At 71.2% G+C, this 21,994-nt stretch carries 22 protein-coding genes and 1 tRNA gene; 4 read left to right on the top strand and 19 right to left on the bottom strand.

The features are described 5' to 3' along the window. Nucleotides 1-286 precede the first annotated feature (286 nt). A complete protein-coding gene (locus tag VK501_RS03345) occupies nucleotides 287-2,251 on the bottom strand; it encodes an alpha/beta fold hydrolase (protein ID WP_324334623.1) in 1,965 nt (654 codons plus the stop codon). A 129-nt stretch (nucleotides 2,252-2,380) separates the two neighbouring features. On the opposite strand from VK501_RS03345, the gene VK501_RS03340 reads away from it, so the two are divergent. Next, entirely contained in the window at nucleotides 2,381-2,590 is a 210-nt protein-coding gene (locus VK501_RS03340; RefSeq protein WP_324334621.1) for a hypothetical protein, read from the top strand. On the opposite strand, the gene VK501_RS03335 is transcribed toward VK501_RS03340, so the two are convergent. Continuing rightward, nucleotides 2,587-2,772 carry a hypothetical protein gene (locus tag VK501_RS03335; protein ID WP_324334619.1) on the bottom strand — a complete coding sequence of 62 codons (186 nt, stop codon included), beginning with the start codon at nucleotides 2,770-2,772 and terminating at the stop codon, nucleotides 2,587-2,589. The two genes, VK501_RS03340 and VK501_RS03335, sit on opposite strands and share 4 nt — an antisense overlap. Before the next feature lie 79 nt (nucleotides 2,773-2,851). On the opposite strand from VK501_RS03335, the gene VK501_RS03330 reads away from it, so the two are divergent. Together VK501_RS03330 and VK501_RS03325 are read left to right on the top strand one after the other, a co-directional pair. After that, the gene (locus VK501_RS03330) at nucleotides 2,852-4,630 is read left to right on the top strand and encodes an ABC transporter ATP-binding protein (RefSeq protein ID WP_324334617.1); all 1,779 of its coding nucleotides are present in this window, start codon (nucleotides 2,852-2,854) and stop codon (nucleotides 4,628-4,630) included. Nucleotides 4,631-4,688: 58 nt separating this feature from the next. Then, the gene (locus VK501_RS03325; protein WP_324334615.1) at nucleotides 4,689-6,515 is read left to right on the top strand and encodes an ABC transporter ATP-binding protein; all 1,827 of its coding nucleotides are present in this window, start codon (nucleotides 4,689-4,691) and stop codon (nucleotides 6,513-6,515) included. Nucleotides 6,516-6,570: 55 nt separating this feature from the next. On the opposite strand, the gene VK501_RS03320 is transcribed toward VK501_RS03325, so the two are convergent. Both VK501_RS03320 and VK501_RS03315 read right to left on the bottom strand, forming a co-directional pair. Next, nucleotides 6,571-6,975 carry a plastocyanin/azurin family copper-binding protein gene (locus VK501_RS03320; RefSeq protein WP_324334613.1) on the bottom strand — a complete coding sequence of 135 codons (405 nt, stop codon included), beginning with the start codon at nucleotides 6,973-6,975 and terminating at the stop codon, nucleotides 6,571-6,573. Between the two features lie 80 nt (nucleotides 6,976-7,055). Then, entirely contained in the window at nucleotides 7,056-7,652 is a 597-nt protein-coding gene (locus VK501_RS03315; protein ID WP_324334611.1) for a hypothetical protein, read from the bottom strand. 113 nt (nucleotides 7,653-7,765) lie between these two features. Here VK501_RS03315 and VK501_RS03310 point away from each other — a divergent pair, with 113 nt between their 5' ends. Beyond that, nucleotides 7,766-7,921 (top strand): hypothetical protein, encoded by a 156-nt coding sequence (locus VK501_RS03310; protein WP_324334610.1) that lies wholly within the window; start codon nucleotides 7,766-7,768, stop codon nucleotides 7,919-7,921. Between the two features lie 1,084 nt (nucleotides 7,922-9,005). On the opposite strand, the gene VK501_RS03305 is transcribed toward VK501_RS03310, so the two are convergent. The 15 genes from VK501_RS03305 to VK501_RS03235 all read right to left on the bottom strand — a co-directional run bounded on the left by VK501_RS03305 (nucleotide 9,006) and on the right by VK501_RS03235 (nucleotide 21,942). Continuing rightward, nucleotides 9,006-9,686: a hypothetical protein gene (locus VK501_RS03305; RefSeq protein WP_324334608.1), complete on the bottom strand. Its 681-nt coding sequence runs from the start codon at nucleotides 9,684-9,686 to the stop codon at nucleotides 9,006-9,008. A gap of 23 nt (nucleotides 9,687-9,709) precedes the next feature. Beyond that, complete coding sequence (locus VK501_RS03300; protein ID WP_324334606.1) at nucleotides 9,710-9,958, bottom strand: hypothetical protein; 249 nt, start codon at nucleotides 9,956-9,958, stop codon at nucleotides 9,710-9,712. A gap of 434 nt (nucleotides 9,959-10,392) precedes the next feature. Next, nucleotides 10,393-10,860, bottom strand: a complete 468-nt coding sequence (locus tag VK501_RS03295) for a hypothetical protein (protein ID WP_324334604.1) — start codon at nucleotides 10,858-10,860, stop codon at nucleotides 10,393-10,395. 115 nt (nucleotides 10,861-10,975) lie between these two features. After that, nucleotides 10,976-11,047 (bottom strand) — tRNA-Gln (locus VK501_RS03290). Nucleotides 11,048-11,089: 42 nt separating this feature from the next. Continuing rightward, nucleotides 11,090-11,764: a potassium channel family protein gene (locus tag VK501_RS03285; protein WP_324334602.1), complete on the bottom strand. Its 675-nt coding sequence runs from the start codon at nucleotides 11,762-11,764 to the stop codon at nucleotides 11,090-11,092. Between the two features lie 22 nt (nucleotides 11,765-11,786). Continuing rightward, a complete protein-coding gene (locus tag VK501_RS03280; protein WP_324334600.1) occupies nucleotides 11,787-12,212 on the bottom strand; it encodes a TrkA family potassium uptake protein in 426 nt (141 codons plus the stop codon). 59 nt (nucleotides 12,213-12,271) lie between these two features. After that, nucleotides 12,272-14,272: an amino acid permease gene (locus VK501_RS03275; RefSeq protein WP_324334598.1), complete on the bottom strand. Its 2,001-nt coding sequence runs from the start codon at nucleotides 14,270-14,272 to the stop codon at nucleotides 12,272-12,274. Continuing rightward, nucleotides 14,273-14,482 (bottom strand): hypothetical protein, encoded by a 210-nt coding sequence (locus VK501_RS03270; protein WP_324334596.1) that lies wholly within the window; start codon nucleotides 14,480-14,482, stop codon nucleotides 14,273-14,275. Between the two features lie 20 nt (nucleotides 14,483-14,502). Further along, complete coding sequence (locus VK501_RS03265; protein ID WP_324334594.1) at nucleotides 14,503-16,422, bottom strand: amino acid permease; 1,920 nt, start codon at nucleotides 16,420-16,422, stop codon at nucleotides 14,503-14,505. 72 nt (nucleotides 16,423-16,494) lie between these two features. Further along, a complete protein-coding gene (locus VK501_RS03260) occupies nucleotides 16,495-18,567 on the bottom strand; it encodes a sodium-translocating pyrophosphatase (RefSeq protein ID WP_349260968.1) in 2,073 nt (690 codons plus the stop codon). A gap of 192 nt (nucleotides 18,568-18,759) precedes the next feature. Beyond that, complete coding sequence (locus VK501_RS03255; RefSeq protein WP_324334591.1) at nucleotides 18,760-19,203, bottom strand: hypothetical protein; 444 nt, start codon at nucleotides 19,201-19,203, stop codon at nucleotides 18,760-18,762. A 37-nt stretch (nucleotides 19,204-19,240) separates the two neighbouring features. After that, nucleotides 19,241-20,392, bottom strand: coding sequence for a carboxylate-amine ligase (locus tag VK501_RS03250; RefSeq protein ID WP_324334588.1), 1,152 nt, complete (start codon nucleotides 20,390-20,392; stop codon nucleotides 19,241-19,243). An 11-nt stretch (nucleotides 20,393-20,403) separates the two neighbouring features. Then, the gene (locus tag VK501_RS03245) at nucleotides 20,404-21,093 is read right to left on the bottom strand and encodes a redox-sensing transcriptional repressor Rex (RefSeq protein ID WP_324334587.1); all 690 of its coding nucleotides are present in this window, start codon (nucleotides 21,091-21,093) and stop codon (nucleotides 20,404-20,406) included. After that, nucleotides 21,090-21,347 carry a glutaredoxin family protein gene (locus VK501_RS03240; protein WP_414641038.1) on the bottom strand — a complete coding sequence of 86 codons (258 nt, stop codon included), beginning with the start codon at nucleotides 21,345-21,347 and terminating at the stop codon, nucleotides 21,090-21,092. The genes VK501_RS03245 and VK501_RS03240 overlap by 4 nt, the downstream gene beginning before the upstream one ends. After that, the gene (locus tag VK501_RS03235; protein ID WP_324334583.1) at nucleotides 21,256-21,942 is read right to left on the bottom strand and encodes a hypothetical protein; all 687 of its coding nucleotides are present in this window, start codon (nucleotides 21,940-21,942) and stop codon (nucleotides 21,256-21,258) included. Before VK501_RS03235 ends, VK501_RS03240 begins: the two co-directional genes overlap by 92 nt. Nucleotides 21,943-21,994: the final 52 nt, after the last annotated feature.

Below are 21,994 nucleotides of genomic sequence, written 5' to 3'. Positions count from 1 at the left end.
ATCCGGACGTTGCGAGCCACCCCGCCGGGGTGGCTCGCGGCCTTTAAGTCGTGTGGAGGAGCTTCAGCCCAACGATGCCTGCCGACGCGGGCGGACGGCCCGATCGCCGTCGGCGGCCTCACCGTCATCGCGCCGTACACCTACACGTGGATAAGCAGCGGAGGCTCGAGTTTCGCGAAGACTGCACCGACGCGTTGCGGGCGCGCGCCTCACGTGCCAAGGGCTGACACGGCAGCGAGCGCCGAACGGCCTGTTTGACCCCTCTCTGCCAGTGAGGGAGCTCCACTCAGCCGCGCACCGCCAGCGCAGGCAGCGCGACCCTCCGCGCCCGCTGCATCGCCGCGGCCAGCGACGGCAGGCGCAGTGCCTCGGGCGACCGGCCGGCGCGGATGGCCGCCGAGCTCCCGGTGTCCTTGGCCGGGTCGTAGCGGACGGCTCGGCCGCCGAGGCGCCCGGTCACCACGCCTTTGGCCGTGATGCGCAGCCGGCCGTCCAGTTCGCCGGGCCCGTCGACCGTGACGGTGCCGGCGTCGGCCGTGTCCGAGGCGCGCAGCGCGCCGGTGACCGTGAGCCCCGGCACCAGCTCGTAGTCGTGCAGGCGCAGCCGCTCGCCGTTGGCCGAGGCCGAGAAGCGCCCGCCGCGCAGACCGCCGCCCTGGACGTGCGTGAAGCCCGCGTAGAGCGTCTGCAGCGCCGAGACCTGCGCGTCGACGATCGTGTCGAGCGCGGCGAACAGCGTGCGCCCGCGGTTGCCGGGGACGCCCGGCGGCCGGCGGTAGGCCGACAGCGACCGCGACGGGCGCGCGAGCACCGGCACCGCGTTGTCCTTGCCACTGCACGGCGTGCCGATCGCGCGGTCGTCGGCGAAGCGCCGCAGCGCGCGGGCCGCGCAGCCCGTGATGTCGCTGTCGAGCACGTCGTGGCCGGTGCCGGCGACGGTCAGCAGCTGGGCGTGCGGCAGCAGCGGCACCATCTCGTTCGAGTTCTCCAACGGCGTGCGGGTGTCGAGGCGGCCGCTGAGCAGCAGCGTGGGGACGTCGGGCAGCGGGTCGGTCGACGGGCCCGCGGGCGTGTCGCCCCACGGCCAGCGCAGGCAGTCGTGCGCGACCGAGGTGTCGGTCACCGCCGCGCGGCTGAACGGCGCGAACGCGCTGTCGGGGACGCCGTCGACGCCGTGTCGCCACAGCGTCCAGCGGTCCGGGTAGGGCGTCAGCAGCGTGTAGGGAAGCTTGACGTCGGCGCAGGTGGTCGCGACGTTGAGCGTCGAGCTGAGCTCGCTGACCGGTGTCGGCGGCCCCTGCGCGTAGCGGCGCAGGCGCAGCAGCGGCGCGGCGTCTCCGCGCGTGGCCGCGGCGATCGCGCCGGGCAGCGCGGCCTGCAGGAACGGGTTGAGGTCGCCCGACATGATCATGAGCAGCAGCTCGGACTCGTCGTGGACCGCGGTGGCGTGCGGCACGCCGAGCGCGTCGGGGACCTCACCGCGCAGCGGCGCCTTGGCCAGCGCCCGCGTGAGCCGGCCGAGGTCGGCGACCGGGTCGTCGGTCGCGGCGCGGCAGCGCCCGGCGGCGCACTGCTCGGTCAGCACCCGCGGGAGTCGCTGGAACGTGTCGAGGAAGTAGGCGTCGATCCCGTCGGGGCCGACGACCGAGTCGAGGATGAGCCCGTCGGTGGTCGCCGGGAAGCGGCGGGCGTACTGCGCGGCGACGTAGGTGCCGTAGCTGACGCCCATCAGCTCGAGCTTCGGCGCGCCGATCGCCGCGCGCACCGCGTCGATGTCGAGCACCGAGTCGGTCGTCGTGTAGAACTGGCGCCGTGGGCCGAGGGCGTTGGCGCAGCGCTCCACGATGCGCGTGTTGACCACGTCCAGGGTGCCGAGGGCCTGCAGCGGCGGGCAGCTGAGCGCGCCGGACGCGCCGGTGCCGCGCTGATCGAACACGACCAGCCGGCGGTGCGCCAGCGCCGGCGCCAGCGACGCGCGGAACGACTCGGCAAACGGGATCGACGGCTGGCCCGGGCCGCCCGAGAGCGCCAGCAGGAACCCGCTGGCGCCCTGGCGCGGCGCCTCGACGGCGACCGACAGCTTCACCGTGCCCGGGACGCGCCCGCTCCGGTCCAGCGGAACCGTGACCGTTCCGCACCGGAAAGCGGAGGAACTCGCGCAGACGTGCGTGTCGAGGGCGGAGGCCGGGCCCGGCCCGACCGCGAGCGCGGCGACGGAGGCGATCAGGGCGAGGAGGACGCGGCGCGGCATGAGGCGCGCAACCGTACCCGCTGCGGCCGCAGAAGATCGACGTGCGGACATGGCGACGTGAGCCGATCGGGCGTGCGTGGACGAACGGCCGAGTCAAGCCCGGCGCCCCGTTCGCCGATGGGCTCCCTGATGACCGACGACTTCGCCGTGCGCTGCAAGGGCTGCGGGTTCACGTGGAACACCCCGGCGATGGCCGACGGCCTGCGGATCCTCGGCGCCTGCCCGAAGTGCAGGGGCGACCTCGAGTTCGGGACGCGCGGCGCCATCGCGCCGGCGCCGGTCGCCCCCGACGTCGCCGCCGCGGCACCGCACCTGGTGCTCGGCCTCCCCCGCATCTAGATCGCCTCGTTGCGGGGCCGCGCCTCGTGACGCGGACAGCGCAGCACGGGCATGCGCGGGTACTTCGGCCAGTCGGGATCGCGCAGGCCGATGCGGCACATCGAGAACGTCGACCCGCGACCGCTGCGGACGAGCTTCTGGTGCACGCACGTGTCGCACAGGCCGAACGATCGGGTGGCCATCGTCCTGGCAGCATTCCACGCCGGGGGCCGGACCGGACGCTGCGCGGTTCGTTTCCTGTGCAACTACACTGGACCCTTCGTGCCCACGTTCCGGCGACTCCTGCGCTTCCTCTCGCCCTACCGCCCCGCGGTCGTGCTGTCGGCCCTGCTCGCGGCGGTGGCGATGGCCCTGACGGTGACGATCCCGTGGCTGACCGGTCAGGCGATCGACCAGATCCGCGCGCACGACAGCTCCGACCTGGACCGCCTCGGCATCCTCATCGCCATCGCGGGCGTCGGGCGCCTCGTGCTGACCGTCGCCCGCCGGCTGGTCGCGGGGCGCGTGTCGCTCGGCGTCGAGCAGGACCTGCGCCAGCGGTTGTACTCGCACCTGCTCTCGCTCGAGCTCGCGTTCTTCGACCGCCAGCAGACCGGCCAGCTGATGTCGCGCGCGACGGTCGACCTGCAGGCCGTCCGGTTCTTCCTCGGCTACGGCCTCGTGTTCATCCTGCAGTCGGGGCTGACGATCGTCCTCGCGGCGGTCGCGATGCTGCTCGTCGATCCGCTGCTGGCCGTGATCTCGCTCGTGCCGGTGCCGTTCGTGGTGCTGATCGCCGCGCGCTACGGGCACCGGGCGCGACCCGCGCAGCAGGCCGTCCAGCAGCGCCTGGCGGAGCTGACCGCCGACGCCGAGGAGTCGATCGGCGGCGTGCGCGTCGTCAAGGCCTTCGCGCGCGAGGACCGCCAGCTCGAGCGCTTCGCCGGCACCACCGGCCGGGTGTTCGACCAGGAGATGATCGCCACCCGGCTGAGCGCGTTCTACCAGCCGCTGATCGGCTTCCTGCCGCAGATCGGCCTGGCGTGCGTGCTGCTGATCGGCGGCCGCCGCGTCGTCGCCGGGAACATGACGCTCGGCGACTTCGCCGCGTTCTACGCCTACCTCCTGATGCTGCTGGGGCCGATGCGCCAGCTCGGCATGTCGCTCGGCCTGGCCCAGCGCGCGACCGCCTCGGGCGCCCGCCTCTTCGAGCTGCTGGACCGCGAGCCGGCGATCACCGCGCCGGCCGGCGCCCGGCCGCTGCCCGCCGGCAACGGCCACGTGGAGCTGCGCGACGTGACCTTCGGCTACCAGGACACGTCCTCCCCCACGCTGCACGACGTCTCGCTCGACGTCCCGGCCGGGACGACGGTCGCGCTGGTCGGCGCCACCGGCTCGGGAAAGACCACGCTCGTGCAGCTCCTCGGACGGCTCTACGACGTCGACCGCGGAGCGGTGCTCATCGATGGCGCCGACGTCCGCTCCGTCGACCCCGTGGAGCTGCGCCAGGCGATCGCGGTCGTCGACGACGCGCCGTTCCTGTTCAGCACCACCATCGCCGACAACATCGCCTACGCGCGCGGCGGCGCGGACAAGGTCGACCGCGCCGACATCGAGCGGGCCGCGCGCCGCGCGCAGGCGCACGAGTTCATCGCGACGCTCCCCGACGGCTACGACACCCGCGTCGGCGAGCGCGGCCTGACGCTCAGCGGCGGCCAGCGCCAGCGCGTCGCGATCGCCCGCGCGCTGCTGGCCGACCCGCGCGTGCTCGTGCTCGACGACGCGACCTCCGCGGTCGACGCGTCCACCGAGCAGCAGATCAAGGAGGCGCTACGCGAGGCCATGGCCGGCCGCACCACGTTCATCATCGCCCACCGCCTGAGCACGATCGCGCTGGCCGACACGATCGTCGTCGTCGAGGACGGCCGGATCGCCGCGCAGGGCAGCCACGAGGAGCTGCTGGACGCGTCGCCGCTGTACGCCGAGATCGTCGAGAAGGGCCTGCCCGACCAGGTCTTCCTCAACCGCAACCCGGTCGAGCGCGAGGTGGCGGGCCTGTGAGGGCGGGAGCCTCGCCCACAGGGCTCGCTCCCGGGCGCGCGCCCATGGAGGCCACGGCGTGAGGAACGAGCAGGCCGAGGGCCTGAGCCGCCGCGACGACCTGCGCCGGCGGCTGGCCGCGACCGGCGGGCGCAAGCGCAAGCTGCAGGGCCTGGTCGAGCTGCTGCGCCCCTACCGGGGACGCACCGCGCTGATGTTCGTCGCGCTCGTGCTGGGCACGGCGGCCGCGCTGGCGCCGGCGCCGCTGGCCAAGCAGGCGATCGACCGTGGGATCACCAAGGGCGACCTCGGCGCGCTGAACGTCATCGTCGTCCTGTTCATCGTGAGCGCCCTGATCGTGTGGGCCACCTCGTACGTGCAGACCTACCTGACCAACTGGGTCGGCCAGCGCGCCCTGCAGGACCTGCGCCTCGACATCTTCCGCCACCTGCAGGAGATGCCCGTCGGCTTCTACGAGCGGCGCCCGGCGGGCGTGCTGATCTCGCGCCTCACCAACGACGTCGAGGCGCTCAACGCGATGGTCACCGACGCGGTGACGACGCTGTTCCAGGCGTCGCTGACGCTCGTCGGCTCGATCGCGATCCTGCTCTTCTTCGACGTCCAGCTCGCCCTGCTGACGTTCCTCATCTTCCCGGTCATGGCCGTCGGCTCGTTCGCGTTCCGGCTGGCCTCGGCCGACGCGTTCAAGCGCACGCGCGAGACGATCGGCGCGATCACGGCCTACCTGCAGGAGACGCTGTCGGGCATTCGCGTCATGCGCTCGTTCGCCCAGGAGCCGCGCCACCTGGACCGCTTCGCGGAGCTCAACGCGGCCAACCGCCAGGCGAACATGACGACGGTCAACCTCAACGCCGCGTACTTCCCGGCGGTCGAGTTCGTCAGCGCGATCGCGACGGTCGGGATCCTGCTCTACGGCGGCCACCAGGTGCTCAACGGCGACGTCACGGTCGGCGTGCTGGTCGGCTTCATCGCCGCCCTGAACGGCTTCTTCGACCCGATCTCCCAGCTGTCGCAGGTCTACACGACCTACCAGTCCGGCATGGCGGCGCTCGACAAGATCTTCGAGCTGCTCGACGAGCGGCCCGACCTGACCGACAAGCCGGGGGCGACCGACCTCCCGCGCCCGCTGCGCGGCGAGATCGCGTTCGAGGACGTGACGTTCGCCTACTCCACCGCGGACGGCACGAAGACGGCGCTGGCCGACGTGTCGCTGCACGTGCCGCCGGGGCAGACCGTCGCGCTCGTCGGCGCCACCGGCGCGGGCAAGTCGACGCTGGCCAAGCTGGCCGCGCGCTTCTACGACCCGACCGCGGGCCGGATCCTCGTCGACGGCCACGACCTGCGCGACGTCACGATGCGCTCGCTGCGGTCCCAGATGGGCATCGTGCCGCAGGAGGGGTTCCTGTTCAGCGGGACGCTGCGCGACAACATCGCGTTCGGGATCGCCGACGGCGACCCGGTCGACGACGCGCTGCTGGAGGACGCGTGCCGCGCGGTCGGCGCCTGGGAGTTCGTGGAGCGCCTGGAGCACGGCCTCGACACCGAGATCGGCGAGCGCGGCGTGCAGCTGTCGGCCGGCCAGCGCCAGCTCGTGGCGTTCGCGCGCGCGCTGGTGGCCGACCCGTCGATCCTGGTGCTCGACGAGGCGACGTCCAACGTCGACCTCCACACCGAGACGGTGATCGAGCATGGGCTGCGCCGCCTGCTGGCGGGCCGCACGGCCGTCGTCATCGCCCACCGCCTGTCGACGATCCGCCAGGCCGGGCGCATCGTCGTGCTCGAGGGCGGGCGGATCGTGGAGTCCGGAACGCACGACGAGCTGCTGGCAGCCGAGGGTCGCTACTGGGAGCTCTATCGCGACTGGGCCGAGCAGGCCGCCGCGTAGGGGGTGCCGCAGCGACACGGTCTCCTGCGCGACCTGCTCGGGCGGGCCGACCGGCCTACTTGACCACCAGCTTGCCCTCCATGCCCGCGGCCTTGTGGCCGTCTACGGGGCAGTAGAACTCGTAGGTGCCCTTCTTGAGGGTCGCGGTGACCCTCGAGGCACCGCCCGGCGAGACCGTCTTGCCGTCCTTGTCGACGCCGTGGCCCTCGACCGCGACGCCGTGGGGCTTGCCGGAGCCGCTGGGGTTCGTCATCACCAGCGTGACCTTGCCGTGCGTCGTCGTCAGCTTCGTCTTGTTGAACTTGAGCTTGCCCTGCCCGTCGGCCGACAGCTTCACGGTATGGGTGGATGCCGCGTCGGCCGGTTGATCCCGGGCGACCAGGAGCGCAGCGGCGGCGGCGGCCAGGAGAGCCAACGCTGCGATGAGCATGCGTCGGGACGTCGAGGTGAAGCTGGCCATGGAGGCTCCCTTCGAGCAGATGGACGAGTGGCCATCGGGTCAGACACCGGCCCCGGCGGATCCTTCCCGCCGGACGTGCGTCAGCGTCCGAAGAGCTTGCGCCGCCGCGGGCGCGGCGCGTCGGCGGCCGGCGGCGCGGAGCCCGGCGGCGGCGCGGAGCCCGGCGGCGGCGCGGACGCCCGTGGGCCCTGGGCGGCCTGGCGGCGGCCCTCGGCGATGTGCCGCGCGCCCGGGCCGAGCGCCTTGCGGGTCGCGATCATGTCCGGCACCTCGTCGGAGAGGCGCGCCAGCAGCTCGTCACGCTCGCGGCGCGCCTTGTCGGGCTGCAGCAGGCGCTTGCCGGTGGGACGGATCTCGGCGTCGGTGGCCTCGGGGATGTGGCGCACGCGAGCGCGGACGGCGCTGTGGCGGACGGCGAGCGCCGCCTGGATCTGGGCGTCGGCGGCGTCGAAGGCCCAGCCGTGGAAGCCGACCCACACGACGCCTCCGTCCTCCTGGCGCAGGCCAGAGCGGGTGGACGCGAAGCGGAAGTGACGTACGAAGGCGCTGGCCTCGCTGTCGTCGTGGAAATGCAGCCGGAAGCCGACGAAGACGTCGACGAACTGCTGGCCCAGGGCACCACCCTGCTCCCGCAGGGCGGGCAGCAACGACGGATCGGCGGGCGGCAGGGCGTCCACACCAAGGTGCTCGGCAGGACGGTGGGCGCCTGAAGCCCTTGTCGTGGCACCGACGAAGGCGCACGATCCGGTCAGGCGCACTCCGCCTCACCCACGGCTCCCGGAGGGGACGCATGTCACAGGTGATCTCGGCGATCGTCGGACTCGGCCTCGTGGCCTTCGTGATCGACTCGGTCTGGCACGGCACCTGGTTCGGCACCTGGTGCGCCTCAGGCAAGCCCACACGCGGCCCCCAGTTCCCGGGCGGGCCGCATGAGGACGTGGGCTGAGGCGGGCGGTTGGGTCGGCGGGGCCACCGCGCTTGCAAGCGCCCCGGCGCTCAGCGCCGGCGCGGTGGCTGGGCGGGCCACCGCACCGCACGCGCCCCCGGCGCGCAGCGCCGGCGCGATCGCGCCGCCGACGTCGTCGGCCGGGCAGTGACGAGAGCGTGCGTAGCGGCGGTGTCGGCGCCCCGGGGCGTCCGCCATGGTCTCCGGTCGGGTGGGCCCATCGACCGCGGCGAGACCGCGCCAAACAGGCCCACCCCCACCGTCCTCCCGCCCACGCCCCCCAAGGTGGGCCCATCGGCCGCGGCGACACCGCGCCAAACAGGCCCACGCCCTCCGGCGTCGAGTGGGCCCAATCGATTGAGGCACGCCTTCCGCGGGGCCCACCCCGACGCCCTCGGGCGCCCGGCCTCCCGCGGCAGACCGACCACGCCGAAGTCCCCGCTCACCTCCCCGTCACTGCCCCCAGACCACGCCCCGCACCCCGACCAGCGCCGGCTCCGAACGCCACCTACGCCCGCGCCGAAGCGGCACCCCGGCCGGAAGAACCAGACCCGTTCCTCCCCGCCACGCCGTTCCGGTACTGGCTCATCGGACGGAGCGAAAGTGACCGCGAAATGGCTGAACAACTTGGAGTCGACGCCCAGCGCGTCGGTGCGATCAGGAACGGCACGCGTAAGAAGGTGCGCCAGTCGGTCGTTGACCGAGCCGGCGTTCTCCAAGAGCTCTACCCATCGACCTGACCGGCCCATCGCCCCAACGCAAACGAGCGGCCTCGTGGGAGACCGCTCGCTTGGTCCGCCTCAGGGGAGATGAGATCCCTTCAGCAAGTCCTAACGCTACCGGCGTCGTCGGCGGCCGTGCTCCCACCGCGCGACGCTGACGTAGGTGCCGCCGCTCCCACGGCGACAGCTCCGTGTACGGGCCTCCGGCGGCCCTCAGGGGGCTCGTGGTGTCCTGGGCGTGGACCCACCCGTGACCGCTCAGCCCGTCCGGCCGGACGACGTACTCCCAGACGCCGCGCTCGAACAGCCGATCGGGGTGCGGGTGGATGTCGTCTACGCAGAAGCTCAACACGACCCGGGCGTCAATCGCGCAGCTCGCCGCCGTTGCGAACGATCGCCGTCTCAAGCTGAAAGGTCGATATCAAGCCGTACGCCGTCGCGGCCATATCGGCCACATTCAGCGCGTCGGGCCTTGGCCGCTTGGTCATCTCCACCCAGTCCGCCTGAGCCGTCTGTAGTTCGCCGGGGCAGGTGTGAACTGCGCCGTCTTGGACGAGAGGAAAATCCTGGGCGTTGCGCTTCGGCGCTGACGTTGTTCGTACGAGAAAAGGGCGACCATTGGCGGCGTTGTGATGATCGTGCGACACGACGACGTAGCGCTTGTCCTGCCCCCCAGTATCGAAGCCCTTGACCCAGTAGATGTCGCCCCATCGTGGATAGGTCACCGCACCGGCTGGCGAATGAGGAGGCAGTGGGTCGCCACAGCAGAGATCGACGAGCGCTAACACGTCAATCAGCTTGTCTTCGGTCCGCTCGATGGCCTGGGCCGTCAGCTTGTAGAGCGGCTGGGTAAGGCGGCCCTGCGGCATGTGAGCCATCGCTGGAAGATCGATCCACCCAATGTCCCTGATCCTGATCGCGCCGGGATATGGCTGGATGGCTGGGCTGCGGATAGGGATCGCGGCCACACCGCTCATGACGTCGTTCCAGACGTCGTTCGTCAAGACAAGGGCGCCGACGGTGCCGGCGCCCTTCCCCTCCACATCAAAGATGTAGCCGCGAGGCTTCAGAAGCCGCCCTCGCGGAAGGCCCAATCGTCGGCCGTCTCAAGCGCCTCAACGTAGCCCTGGCTCTCATTGTGCTCGGCGTATGCCACCCGCCGACGCTCGTTGCGGACCTGCGCCCGCATCGCCCGTACTCCAGCGTCAACCAACTGCGCGTAGCGTTGTGCCTCGGAGGCACTCGGGTCCAGTCCAAGCTCGGTGGGGCAGTTGTCCACCTGCTTCTTGATCTCTTCCGGGACTGGGACGCTCACACGGTTCATATATCTCTCCAGCCTAGCGCTGCAGTCTGTGCCGCAGTTCTTGCCTCACGTTGCGCTTCTCAAACTACCTTGTCGACCGCTGCATATCCAGCCTGAACGGCGATGCATATCGAACGGCAATATTGGCCGATCGTTGCATGCGAACATACGTTCCTGCCAGCGGTTTCTTCAGCCGTGGATCGTTGTAGCTATGGAGGAACGAGACCTGCGCCGCCAGCCTAGGCCGCCCAGCGCGGTCGATCACAGATGAATCCCACGACGACGACCTCGCGTCCTCGCTCCACGGGCCGCTGGCCCAACCTCGATGTCGGCTCCCATGACATACGGCTCCTGTTCGCACGGTCGAACGGGGTCGCCGACGCCGTTGCACAGGTTCCGGCACAGAGGGCTCGACTGTCGGTACTTGGCGACTAATCGCGTGAAACTCAGACGAGATTTGAGACGGCCGATAGCCCGACGCCGAGCATGAACAGCACGGTTCCCGCGATGCGCCGGCCGATCCCGGAATCGAGCTGGTCCGATAGGAACCCCCGAAGGCGCCGTTCCCGCTCGTCCGCCTGTTCGAGGACAGCACGCATGCGCGTGAAAACCTCCTCTCTCAGTTCGTCCCGAAGCGTGTTCACCCGAGACAGCGCCGCCGCGTGTTGGTCGGCCAACCGTCGCTCAAGGTTCTCGACGCGCTCAGCTAGCGGGGGTTGGACACCATGCACGTCGTACTGGGCGGTGAACGATGCGCTGACCGGATATGTCATTGGGTCAGGCTCGTATGCGTTGAGTGCGTCACGTGCCGCCCGTCTCGCATCTCGTACGTCCCAGACGACTAATGCCAGCCCGACGAGCTCGGCGGCCGCGCCGCTGAGCGTCAACGTCCACTTGAGGCTTTCGGAGTCCATTGAGCCGCCGACGCTACTGGCGGTAGGTGACGTAACTCGGCCGACTGTCCCGCACACTGTCCCGCACCGCTCACCCACCAACGCAGAAAGCCCCCGTTTCCAGGAGCTTTCGGAGCTGCGGGACTAGGACTCGAACCTAGAATACCTCGTCCAGAGCGAGGCGTGTTGCCGATTACACCATCCCGCAAGGGCGGTGCTGCGGCGCAGAAGTATAGAGGCCGGTCCGGGCCTACGCCGCGTCGCGGGTGCCGGGCGAGAACTGCGCGGTGATCGCGTCTTCCAGGCCCGGGTCGAGGACGAGGAGGACCTCGTCGCCGGGCTCGATGACGGTATCGGCCTTGGGGACGAAGCCGCGCCCGTCGCGCAGCAGCGAGATGATCAGCGCGCCCTCGGGCAGGTCCATGTCCTGGACGGCGGTGTTGGCCGCGCGCGACTCCGGGCCCACCTCGACCTCGATGATCTCCAGCTGCTCGTCACGGAGATCGAGCAGGTGGACCAGGCCGTAGCTCGGCACCTCGTGCTCGATCAGCCGCAGGATCAGGTCGGTCGCGCTGACCGCCGGCTGGATCCCGAGGAGCTCGAACCAGGAGCGGTTGCGGGGGTTGTTGACGCGGGCGATGATCCGCTCGCAGAGGTACTTCTCCTTGGCCATCTGGCAGATGAGGAGGTTGTCCTCGTCGTCGCCGGTGACCGCGATCGTCAGGTCCGCGCGCTGGATGCCGGCGCGTTCCAGGACCCACAGCTCGGTGGCGTCGCCGTACTGGATGGCGTGCTCGAGCTCCTGCTCGATCGTGAGGTACCGCGTGCGGCGGTTCTCGATGAGGGTGACCTCGTTGCCCTTGGCGATGAGCTCGCGGGCCAGGTTCCAGCCCACCTTGCCCCCGCCGGCGATGATGACGTACACGTTCAGGCTCCTCCGTCTCGGCTCAGGCGATGGCGCCGAGGGCCGAGGTGAACATCTCGATCGCGTGCTGGGTGGGACAGATGGTGTGCAGCCCCTGCTCGCGGTACCAGGCCGCTCGTGCGGGATCCATCACGCGCACGATGACCTTCTCGACTTCGTAGTGCTTTTGGGCGATCTGCGAGATCGTCAGGTTGGTGTTGTCGCCGTCGGTGGACGCGATGAACACGTCCGCCTCGAGGATCCCGGCCTCCGTCAGCGCGTCGACCTCCATGCCGTGGCCGACCGTGAAGCGGCCGCCGGCCTCCTCCCACGTCCGGTCGAGCCCGACCTCGAGGCGCTCGTGGCTGAGCGGGTCCTCGTCGAGGACCGACACGGTGTGCCCAGCGGCCAGCGCGGAGCGTGCGACGGAGGAGCCGACGCGACCAGCGCCGACGATCAGGATGAACACGCTTGAGCACAATACCCATGGACGGCCCCGCCCAGCGACGGGCGCCTTCCACCGGGCATTCAGTTGTCGCGCAGCGGCGGCGCGGCGCTGATCGACTGATCGCTCGGCTCGGGCTGCGGGCTCGGCGGCACGACCGGCTCGCGGACCGGGGACGGCGGCTGGTCGCTGGCGCGCGGCGCGGTCAGGATGACCTCGCACGGCGCCTTGGACACCACGTACTTCGTAGCGTCCCCCACGAAGTTGTCGCGCGCGCCGGCCAGGCCGCCCATGAGCGCACCGCCCCGGATCCGGGTCGGCTCCTCGGCCGCGAGGACGATCGCCTGCACCCCGCGGCGCCTGGCCTCCTCGACGATCGCCGCGCCGGCCCGGCGGGCGCGGACCGTCGCCGTGGCGACCTCGACGCCGTCGTACTCCTCCCCCACCGCCTTGGCCCGCCGCAGCGACGCCCGCGCATGCTCGAGCTGCGCGTCGGGCAGGCGCGCGTCGATCGGCAGCGCCATCGGCACCTCGAAGATCCACAGCGCCTCGATCGTCGACTCGGGGTGCTCCAGCCCCGGGTCGGTCTCCTGACCCGCGAGGCGGCCCGCCGTCTGGATCATGTCGTCGTCCAGCGGCGTCCCGGTCAGCGGCACGAGGATCGAGCCGAACTCCAGCTCCTCGTGCTCCATCTTCAGCGCCGCCTCGGGCACCTGGACGCGCTTGAGCAGCGACTTGCCCTGGGTGCGGCGGTAGCTGACGTAGGTGACCAGGCCGAAGGCCATCCACCCGAAGCCGACGTAGCGGGCGCCGGAGTGCGTGATGACGACGCTGATCCACGCCGCCGTCGACAGCAGCGCGCCGAGCACCGCGGGCAGCGGCAGGCTCCCGCCACGGAAGCGGACCGACAGCGGCACGCTGTAGAAGCGCTCGCGGTCGGGCTCGCGGTAGCGCAGCGCGATGATCGACAGATGCGCGATCGTCAGGCCGATCAGCGCGCCGAACGCGTAGATGCCGACGAGGAAGTCGAGGTTCTCGGGCACCACGAGCGCGCCCGCGATCACCGCCGCGATGCCGATCAGCACGAACGGCGTCGAGCGCGTCGGGTGCAGGCGCCCCAGGGCGCTGGGGATCTGGCGGTTGCGCGACAGCGAGTACGCCAGCCGCGAGAGGCCGAGCATCGCCGAGTTGGCGGCCGCGATCAGCGTCGCGGTCGCCGCGACGGCGATCGTGTACTTGAAGCCGTCCGAGATCCACTGGGTGTCGAAGGCCTCGGCGATGCCGAGCACCGGCGCCTCGAGGTACAAGCGGCTCAGCCCGGTCGCGTTGCCCGTCACCGGGAACGCCGTCATCGCGACGAGCGCGATCCCGACGTAGACGACCATCACCACCGCGGTCGCGCTGAGGATCAGGCGCTTGAGCTGGGCCCGCGTGGCCCGCACCTCGCCCGAGAGGCCCGCGGCCGACTCCAGCCCGGTGAAGACGACCGTCGCCACGCCGAGCGCGAAGATCGTGTCGTCCCACCCCGGAGTGGTCCCGAGGTGGATCGGATCCAGCAGCACGTCGAGGTTGAAGAACGTCGCCAGCCCGACGACGATCAGCAGCAGCTGCAGCCCGATGTCGGCGATGACCAGGGCGCTGATGCGGTTGACGCGCGTCTTGGAGAAGCCGCGGATGTTGCGGGCCGCGACGTAGAGGATGATCGCGAGAGCGAGGATCACCTCGGTCCCGCCGTGGCCGAGGTCGCCCCAGAACGCCGCGAGGTAGTTCGTCGCCGAGAACGCGGTGACCGCGACCAGGATGATGTAGTCGAGCAGGATCGCCCAGCCGGCGATGAAGCTGACGAGCTCGTTGAAGCCGTAGCGGGCGAAGACCGTGGAGCCCGCGCGCTCGGGGTGCAGCGCGGCGCCCTCGACGTAGGTCATCGCCGCCAGGGCGAAGAACAGCCCGGCCACGAGGAAGACGAGCGGCGTGAGGCCGAGCGCGTGGTCGGCGACGACGCCGAGCGAGAAGTAGATCGAGCTGGCGACCGAGATGTAGACGATCGCGAAGAGCGCCGGCTGGCCCAGGCCGCGGCCGAGCACCTAGGACGGCCTCCGAGCGCGGCCGGGGCGCACCGCCAGGTAGATCCGGCCCGCGCCGGCGGCGATGAACAGCGCGCCGAGCAGCAGCCCGATCGCCAGCGCGCCACCGCCGCCGAACAGGGTTCGGACGATCATGGCCAGGCCGAGCAGGACCATGAACGAGGACAGCAGGAGCGTGGTCCCCCGGTGCACCTTGCGGGGCGTCGACATGTCGGTCACAGGCTACGCGGCTACCCGGCCACGCCAGACGCCGGGGCGGTCCGGGACGGCGGCGGCTTGGCCGGATCGGACTGGATGATGACGCGGCACGGCCGCTCGGCCAGCACCGTCTCGAGCGTCTTGCCGAAGAGCGAGCCGCCGGTCCGCGGCGGCAGCGGCGCGACGATCGCGCGCGCTTCCAGCTCGCGCGCCTCCTGCACGATCATCCGGCCCGCCTGGCCCGGACGCACCTTCTCGAGGTGCCCCGTGACGCGCCGGCCGCCCTGCAGGCGCGCCTGCTCGATGATGCTCTCGGCCGCCTGCTCGGCCTCGGGCAGGTCGGCGTCGATCGGAGCCGACTGCGGCACGGCGATGTAGACGAGCACGTGGATGCCCCGGCGGCGGCGCGCCGCGACCTTGGCGGCCGTGGCGATCGCCCCCTTGGGATAGGGCTGCGACGCGTCCAGCGCGACGAGCACCGACTCGTACTCGGCCTCGTGCTCGACGACCGGGCGCTGCACCGCGACCTTGGTCGTCGTCGTCAGGTCCAGCCCCTGGCGCCTGCGGTAGATCGGGTAGATCACGCAGCCCAGCGCCAGCCAGCTGATGCCCGCCAACGCGACGTCGAGATGCAGCGCGGTCACCACCACGAACGCCAGCCCGGTGCCGAGGCCGCCGAAGACCGCGAAGAGCGGGATCGACCGCCCGCCCGAGAGCCGGATGTTGCCGGGTCCGCGCCACGGCCGCCGCGCGTCGGGCCTGGCCAGGCGCAGCCGGATCACCGCGAGATGGGCGATCGTGAACGACAGCATCGCGCCAAAGGCGTACATGTTGCCCAGGAACGCGGCCTTGCCCGGGATGACGGCGAGGCAGGCGATCACGCCGAAGATCGCGATCCCGATGTAGGGCGTGCCGTACTTGGGATGCAGCTGGCGCATCCGGTCGGGCACCTGACGGTGGATCCCCATCGAGTAGACGAGCCGCGAGACGCCGATGATCCCCGCGTTGGAGGCGATGATCAGGATCGTCGCGGCGAGCACGCCGACGTAGAGCTCGGCCGGCGCCTGCAGGAAGCCGAGGTCGAAGTGCTTGACGACGCCCAGGACCGGGTCGCCGGCGAAGCCGCCCTGGTCCTCGGGCAGGCCGAGCTGCGTGACGTAGTCGCCCTCGGCGTTCTTGAACACCGGCAGCGCCGACAGGGCGACCATCGGCAGCAGCGAGTAGATCGCGAACACGGCGATCACGACGCGGTTGATCGCCGCCGGGATCGTCTTCTCCTCGTCCTTGGCCTCCTCGGCCATGTTCGAGATCGTCTCGATGCCCGTGTAGGCGATCATGCCCACCGGGATCGCGATGAAGAAGTCCTTCCACGTCGGAGCGATCCCCCATTGGACGTTGTCGATCAGCGTCGACGGCGAGAAGACGAGCACGAACCCGACGGCGACCAGCAGCAGCTGCGTCATGAAGTCGACCAGCGCGAGGCCGACGTTGACGCCCGCCGACTCCTTGACCCCGCGCACGTTGACGACCGACAGCAGGCCGATCAGCCCGATCGCGAACACGATGTCGCCGGGGCCGTGGCGCAGCTCGTCCCAGAACAGGCCGCCGACGTAGTGCGGCACGAAGAACGCCGAGATGGCGATCGTGATCGTGTAGTTGAGCATCTGCGCCCACGCCGCGAAGAACGACCAGAACTCGTTGAAGGCGTGGCGCGCGAACGACGACGAGCCGCCCGCCTCGGGATACATCGCCGTGGCCTCGGCGTAGGTGGCGGCCGTCAGGTAGAAGATGAAGCCGGTGATGACGAACACCACCGGCGTGAGCCCCAGCGCGAAGCTGGCGACGAGGCCCAGCGCGTAATAGATCGACGACCCCACGTTGCCGTAGGCGGTCGAGAAGAGCGCGTTGACCCCGAGGACGCGCTGCAGGCCATGAAGGCGACGTTCGGCCATTGAGCGAGCCGCAGTGTAGGCAGCCCGGCGGTCGAGAGGCGGCAGCCCGCCACCTCTCGACCGTGCGAACGCCTAGGTGATGATCGGGATGATCAGGATCGCCACGATGTTGGCAACCTTGATCATGGGGTTGATGGCCGGACCCGAGGTGTCCTTGAACGGGTCGCCGACCGTGTCGCCCGTGACCGAGGCGGCGTGGGCGTCGGAGCCCTTGCCGCCGAACGCGCCGTCCTCGATGAGCTTCTTGGCGTTGTCCCAGGCCCCGCCACCGGCGGTCATCAGGACGGCGAAGAAGAACCCGACGACGATCACGCCGATGAGCAGGCCACCGAGCGCCTGGACGTCGATGACGCCGACGACGAACGTCAGCAGGATCGGCAGCAGCGCCGGCAGGATCATCTCCCGCTGGGCGGCCTTGGTGACCAGGTCGACGCACCGCGCGTAGTCGGGCTGCTCGGTCCCCTCCATGATCCCCGGCTTCTCGCGGAACTGCCGGCGGACCTCCTCGACGACCTCGCCGCCGGCGCGGCCGACGGCCTCCATCGACAGGGCGGCGAACAGGCAGACCATCATGCCGCCGAGCAGCAGGCCGATGAGCACCGGCGGATAGCCGACGTCGAAGATCCGCGTCGACGCGCTGACCCCCGCGTCGGCGAGCTCGAACCGGAAGCCGGCGAACAGCACGACCGCCGCCAGCACGGCGGAGCCGATCGCGTAGCCCTTGGTGACCGCCTTGGTCGTGTTGCCGACCGCGTCGAGCTTGTCGGTGATCGTCCGGACCTCCTCCGGGAGGTTCGCCATCTCGGCGATGCCGCCGGCGTTGTCGGTGATCGGCCCGAACGCATCGAGCGCGACGATGAGGCCCGTCAGCGACAGCTGACCCATCACGGCCACGCCGATGCCGTAGATGCCCACGGTCCCGCCGCCACCCAGCTTCCACGCGCCGAGGATGCCGAGCACGAGGACGATCGCGGGCAGCGCGGTGGCCTGGAAGCCCTGCGCGAGGCCCGAGATGATGTTCGTCGCGTGGCCGGTCTGCGACGCCGCGGCGGTCTTCTTGACCGGTCCGAAGCGGGTCGAGGTGTAGTAGTCGGTGATGACGAACAGCAGCGCCGTGACGCCGATGCCGATCAGCGCGCAGAGGTAGAGCTTGCCGACCCCGGGCGTGTCTCCCGCGGCGCGGCCGGCGTACGACGTGCCGTCCATCAGCCACTTGGTGACCGGGTAGAACAGGATCGCCGCGATCACGCCGGACGCGATGAGGCCCTTGTAGAGCGCGCCCTCGACGTTGTCGGTGCTGGTCCGCACGAAGAACGTGCCGATGATCGAGGCCACGATCGCGACCGCGCCGAGCACCAGCGGGTAGAGCGCCGCCGCCGTGGCGTCGGTGCCCGTGAAGGTCAGGACGCCGAGCAGCATGACCGCCACGGCCGTGACCGCGTAGGTCTCGAACAGGTCGGCCGCCATGCCGGCGCAGTCGCCGACGTTGTCGCCCACGTTGTCGGCGATCGTCGCCGGGTTGCGCGGGTCGTCCTCGGGGATGCCGGCCTCGACCTTGCCGACGAGGTCGGCGCCCACGTCGGCCGCCTTGGTGAAGATGCCGCCGCCCAGCCGGGCGAAGACCGAGATCAGGGAGCCGCCGAAGCTCAGGCCGATGAGCGCGTCCACGGCCTCCTTCTGGGTGCGGTCGAACGCCGCCGTCAGCAGGCCGTAGTAGCCCGCCACGCCCAGCAGGGCGAGGCCGACGACCAGCATGCCCGTGATGGCGCCGCCGCGGAAGGCGACCTCCAGGCCCGGCGAGACCCCGCCGCGCGCCGCCTCGGCGACCCGCGCGTTCGCGCGGACCGAGACGTTCATGCCGATGTAGCCGGTGGCGCCCGACAGAACGCCGCCGATCACGAAGCCGGCGGCGACGTAGCCGTCCTGCACGAAGATCAGCACGATGGCGAGCACGACGCCGGCGATGGCGATGGTCGTGTACTGGCGGTTCAGGTACGCCTTGGCGCCCTCTTGCACGGCGCCCGAGATGCGCTGCATCTCGGCGTTGCCTGGCGAGAGCGCCAGCAGCTGCCGGGTGGTCAGCAGGCCATAGGCCACCGCCAGTCCGGCGCATACCAGCGCCACGATCACCCCGTGGTCGGTCAGGAAGTCACTCACGCAGTTCCTCCAGGTCTTGGTTGTGACGCCGCCGTCTCGCGAAGGGCGCGGGACGACGGCGCTCGGGCCTAGAGGCGCTACGACGACGCCGGCCCTAGGACAGCGGCGCCATCCTATTCAGCGCGACAGTCGGAACGCGTGCGGTTCGTTGCGAAGTGCGGTCTGGTCAGACCGCCGGCACTACTGGCCGGGGACCCAGATCCTGCTGGGAGGCTGCTGTCCCTGGCCGGGGCCGGGCTGCGGCGGCTGGCCGCCCGCCGGGGCGCCGCCCGAGCCGCTGTCGCCGCCACCCTCCGGCGCGCCGCCCGCCAGCTGCGCGTAGGCGAGCTGGAGCTGGGAGAGCGCATCGCGGATCGCCGCGCCGTCGGGGCCGAGCTCGGACTCGATGAGGCCGAGCAGGGCCCGGGCGCCATCGATCGCGAGCCGCAGCTGCTGCGGGTCGCGCTCGGACTCGGTGCCCGGAGCCAGGCCGGCACGGCGGCCGCCCAGGTTCACGAGCGTCACGATGGTCTGCACGATGACGTCTTCGACGCGCAGGGTGCGCAGCTGCTCCTCGAGCTGCTGCTCGTAGGCCGCGCGCATCTCGTCTTCGGACATCTGCGGCTGCTGAGGCTGGTCGGTCATGTCGGGAACCTCATGGGAAGTTGGTTGTGGTACATGATCATGAGGCGGGAACCTCCTGGGCGTAGGTGTGCCGGGTGTCCTGCACGGAGGCCGCGTAGACCTCCTCGATCGGTGCACCGGACGCGATCGCCCGGCGCTGGCGCTGCGCGCCGTTGAGGGCGGGCAGCGCGGGCTCGATCCCGAGCTCGGAGCGCATCGGTGCCGTCCAGGTGAGCAGGCCCGCCAGCGCGGCGGCCGCAGGCTGCTCCGCCATGGTGGCGAAGTCGATGAGCGGCCCGTCCATGCCGTAGCGAATAGCGCGCCAGAGGTTCTCCTCAAGCACACGGCCCGGGAGATCGACGCGTGGGCGGCCCTCGTCCTCGTCGCGGGCGGCCTGGGCGACGGAGGCCACGACGAGCTGCGCGAGCGCGTCGCTCTCGGTCGCCGTGCCCTGCGCGTCGGCGATGCGGACCTCGACGGTGCCGAACGAGAAGTGCGGGCGCACCGACCACCAGACCTGCGTGTACTCCACGATCGAGCGTGTGCGGGTCAGGAAGTCGATGTATTGCGCGTAGGTCTGCCAGTCGCCGAACGCGTCGGGGATGCCGCAGCGCGGAAACGACTTGGTGAACGACTGCGTGCGGGCGGAGTGCAGCCCGGAGTCGCGGGCGTCGAGGTAGGGCGAGTTGGCGCTGATCGCCAGCAGCGTCGGCAGGACCGGTCGCAGCCGATCGCAGACCGCGATCGCCCGCTCGGCGCCCTGGACGCCGACGTGGACGTGCAGCGAGAACGTGTTGTTGCGGCGCGCGACGTACTGCAGGCCCTCGACGACGCGCCGGTAGTGCTCGGTGTCGATGTTGGGCTGCTCGCGGTAGTCGGCCCACGGGTGCGTGCCGGTCGAGCCGAGCACCAACCCGCGGCGGGCCGCGAGGTCGAAGAGGCGGCGCCGGAAGTCCCGCTGGCGCGCCTGGGCGTCGTGGACGTCCTCTCCCCGCCCGGAGCGGATCTCGATCTCGCTGGAGATCAGCTCGCCGGCGATGGAGTGAGACAGCGCCGGGTCGGTGGCCGCGGCGACATCGCGCAGCTCCTCGAAGCGCGGGACCAGGTCGAGGGTGTCCGGATCGAGGATCGCGAACTCCTCCTCCAGGCCGACCGTCCAGTCGGTCGATGCCGCGAAGGCCTCCGCGGCACGATCGGTGTCGAGGCTCATCTCCCGGGCGCCTAGGTGAGGTAGAAGTACAGCGCGTACAGGAGGTCGACCGCGGGGCTGGAGGTGTGCACGGTCACCTCGGGCGGTACGCGCACGAGCGCCTCGGAGTAGTTGAAGATGATCTTCACGCCGGCCTTGACGAGCTGCTCGGCCAGGCCCTGGGCCGCCGCGCTGGGCACCGCGAGGACGCCGACGACGATGTCCTCGTCCTCGATGATCTGCTTGAGGTTCGCGGCGTCGCGGATCTCGAGCGCGCCGACGTGGGTCCCGATCTTCTCGGCATCGCTGTCGAAGATCGCGACGACGCGGAAGCCGTGGTCGGCGAAGACGTCGGACGAGGCGATGGCGCGGCCGAGGTGCCCCGCCCCGAACAGGGCGATGTTGTGCTGGCCGGCGGTCCGCAGGATCTTGCGGATCTGGGAGACCAGGCCGTCGACGTTGTAGCCGACCCCGCGCTTGCCGAACTTGCCGAAGCCGGACAGGTCGCGGCGGATCTGCGTGGAGTTGACCTGGGTGAAGGCGGAGAGCTCCTGGGAGGAGATCGTCTCCTTGCCCTCCTTCTTCGCCTTGGTCAGCACCTGGAGGTAGCGGGCCAGCCGGGCGGCGACGCCGAGCGAGAGCCGCTCGGGCATGCCCGGCTCCGGAGCCGCGCCGTTGGGGGGCTCCGTGCCGCGGTGGTTGGCCAGATCGCTGAGGCTCATCCAGGGCCAACTCTACCGAGGCGGTCCCGCAACACGGCCGCGTCCACGAAGAAGTCGAAGAGCTCCTCACCGTCGAGCGCCACGACGGGGATGCGCTCCAGGTACCGGCGGTGCAGCTCGTCGTCGGCCTCGATGTCGCGCTCGACGAGCTCGAAGCACAGCTCAGCGCGCAGCGCGAGCAGCTGCGCGCGGGCGTCGTCGCAGAGATGGCAGCCGGGGCGGCCGTAGAGGGTCAGCGTCGCCACGGCGCTCATGATGCAGGGCGCGGGCGGCCAATGCCGCGCCGGCCAGGAAGGCGACGAGATGCTCGACGTCCGACAGCTCGCCGTCGGCGGGCAGCAGCACGAGGAACGCCAGCAGGCACCCGGCGCCGAGGCTGGCGGCCAGCCGGGCGCGCGGCAGGGCGCCGGCCGCGCCGGCGACGGAGACCACGCCGATGCACGCGGCCCACACCGCAGAGATGCCGTAGTCCGACGCGTCGGTGACGTGGCGCACCGCCTGGGCGTCGACGAGCCAGATGAGCCCGATCCCGGCGTAGACCGCCAGCGTGCCGCCCACGTGCCCGGCGACCGCCGTCGCCCAGAACGTGGCCGCGCCGAAGCGATGCACCACGACCCAGATCAGCCCGGCGGTCCCGGCGATCTGGAGCACCGGCGGGCCCTGGACGACCAGGGCGCTGGTGCCCAGCAGCCACAGGCGACCGCGCTCCAGCGCGTCGGGAGAGGCGGCGAGCTCGTGCGCGGCGGGCCACCCCGCCGTCGCGCGCGCGAGCGCCAGCGCCGCCACGGCCGCCAGCCACGCCACCGCCGACGCGGCGCCGAGACCCTGCGTGAGGCGCTGCCGGGGCACACGTCCATTGTCGCGAACGCCGGCGGCATACAGGACGCGTTCATGTCGCGGC

Source organism: Baekduia sp., from assembly GCF_035318805.1.
GTDB lineage: Bacteria > Actinomycetota > Thermoleophilia > Solirubrobacterales > Solirubrobacteraceae > Baekduia.
Note: the sequence above shows the minus strand (reverse complement) of the source record. Positions and strands in the feature narration are given on the sequence as shown.

Coding starts and splice junctions, on each gene's coding strand:
- VK501_RS03245 (WP_324334587.1), bottom strand. CDS start 21,093: ATGAGCCTCAGCGATCTGGCCAACCACCGCGGCACGGAGCCCCCCAAC.
- VK501_RS03255 (WP_324334591.1), bottom strand. CDS start 19,203: ATGACCGACCAGCCTCAGCAGCCGCAGATGTCCGAAGACGAGATGCGC.
- VK501_RS03270 (WP_324334596.1), bottom strand. CDS start 14,482: ATGTCGACGCCCCGCAAGGTGCACCGGGGGACCACGCTCCTGCTGTCC.
- VK501_RS03340 (WP_324334621.1), top strand. CDS start 2,381: ATGACCGACGACTTCGCCGTGCGCTGCAAGGGCTGCGGGTTCACGTGG.
- VK501_RS03295 (WP_324334604.1), bottom strand. CDS start 10,860: ATGGACTCCGAAAGCCTCAAGTGGACGTTGACGCTCAGCGGCGCGGCC.
- VK501_RS03250 (WP_324334588.1), bottom strand. CDS start 20,392: ATGAGCCTCGACACCGATCGTGCCGCGGAGGCCTTCGCGGCATCGACC.
- VK501_RS03320 (WP_324334613.1), bottom strand. CDS start 6,975: ATGGCCAGCTTCACCTCGACGTCCCGACGCATGCTCATCGCAGCGTTG.
- VK501_RS03345 (WP_324334623.1), bottom strand. CDS start 2,251: ATGCCGCGCCGCGTCCTCCTCGCCCTGATCGCCTCCGTCGCCGCGCTC.
- VK501_RS03335 (WP_324334619.1), bottom strand. CDS start 2,772: ATGGCCACCCGATCGTTCGGCCTGTGCGACACGTGCGTGCACCAGAAG.
- VK501_RS03240 (WP_414641038.1), bottom strand. CDS start 21,347: ATGAGCGCCGTGGCGACGCTGACCCTCTACGGCCGCCCCGGCTGCCAT.
- VK501_RS03265 (WP_324334594.1), bottom strand. CDS start 16,422: ATGGCCGAACGTCGCCTTCATGGCCTGCAGCGCGTCCTCGGGGTCAAC.
- VK501_RS03310 (WP_324334610.1), top strand. CDS start 7,766: ATGTCACAGGTGATCTCGGCGATCGTCGGACTCGGCCTCGTGGCCTTC.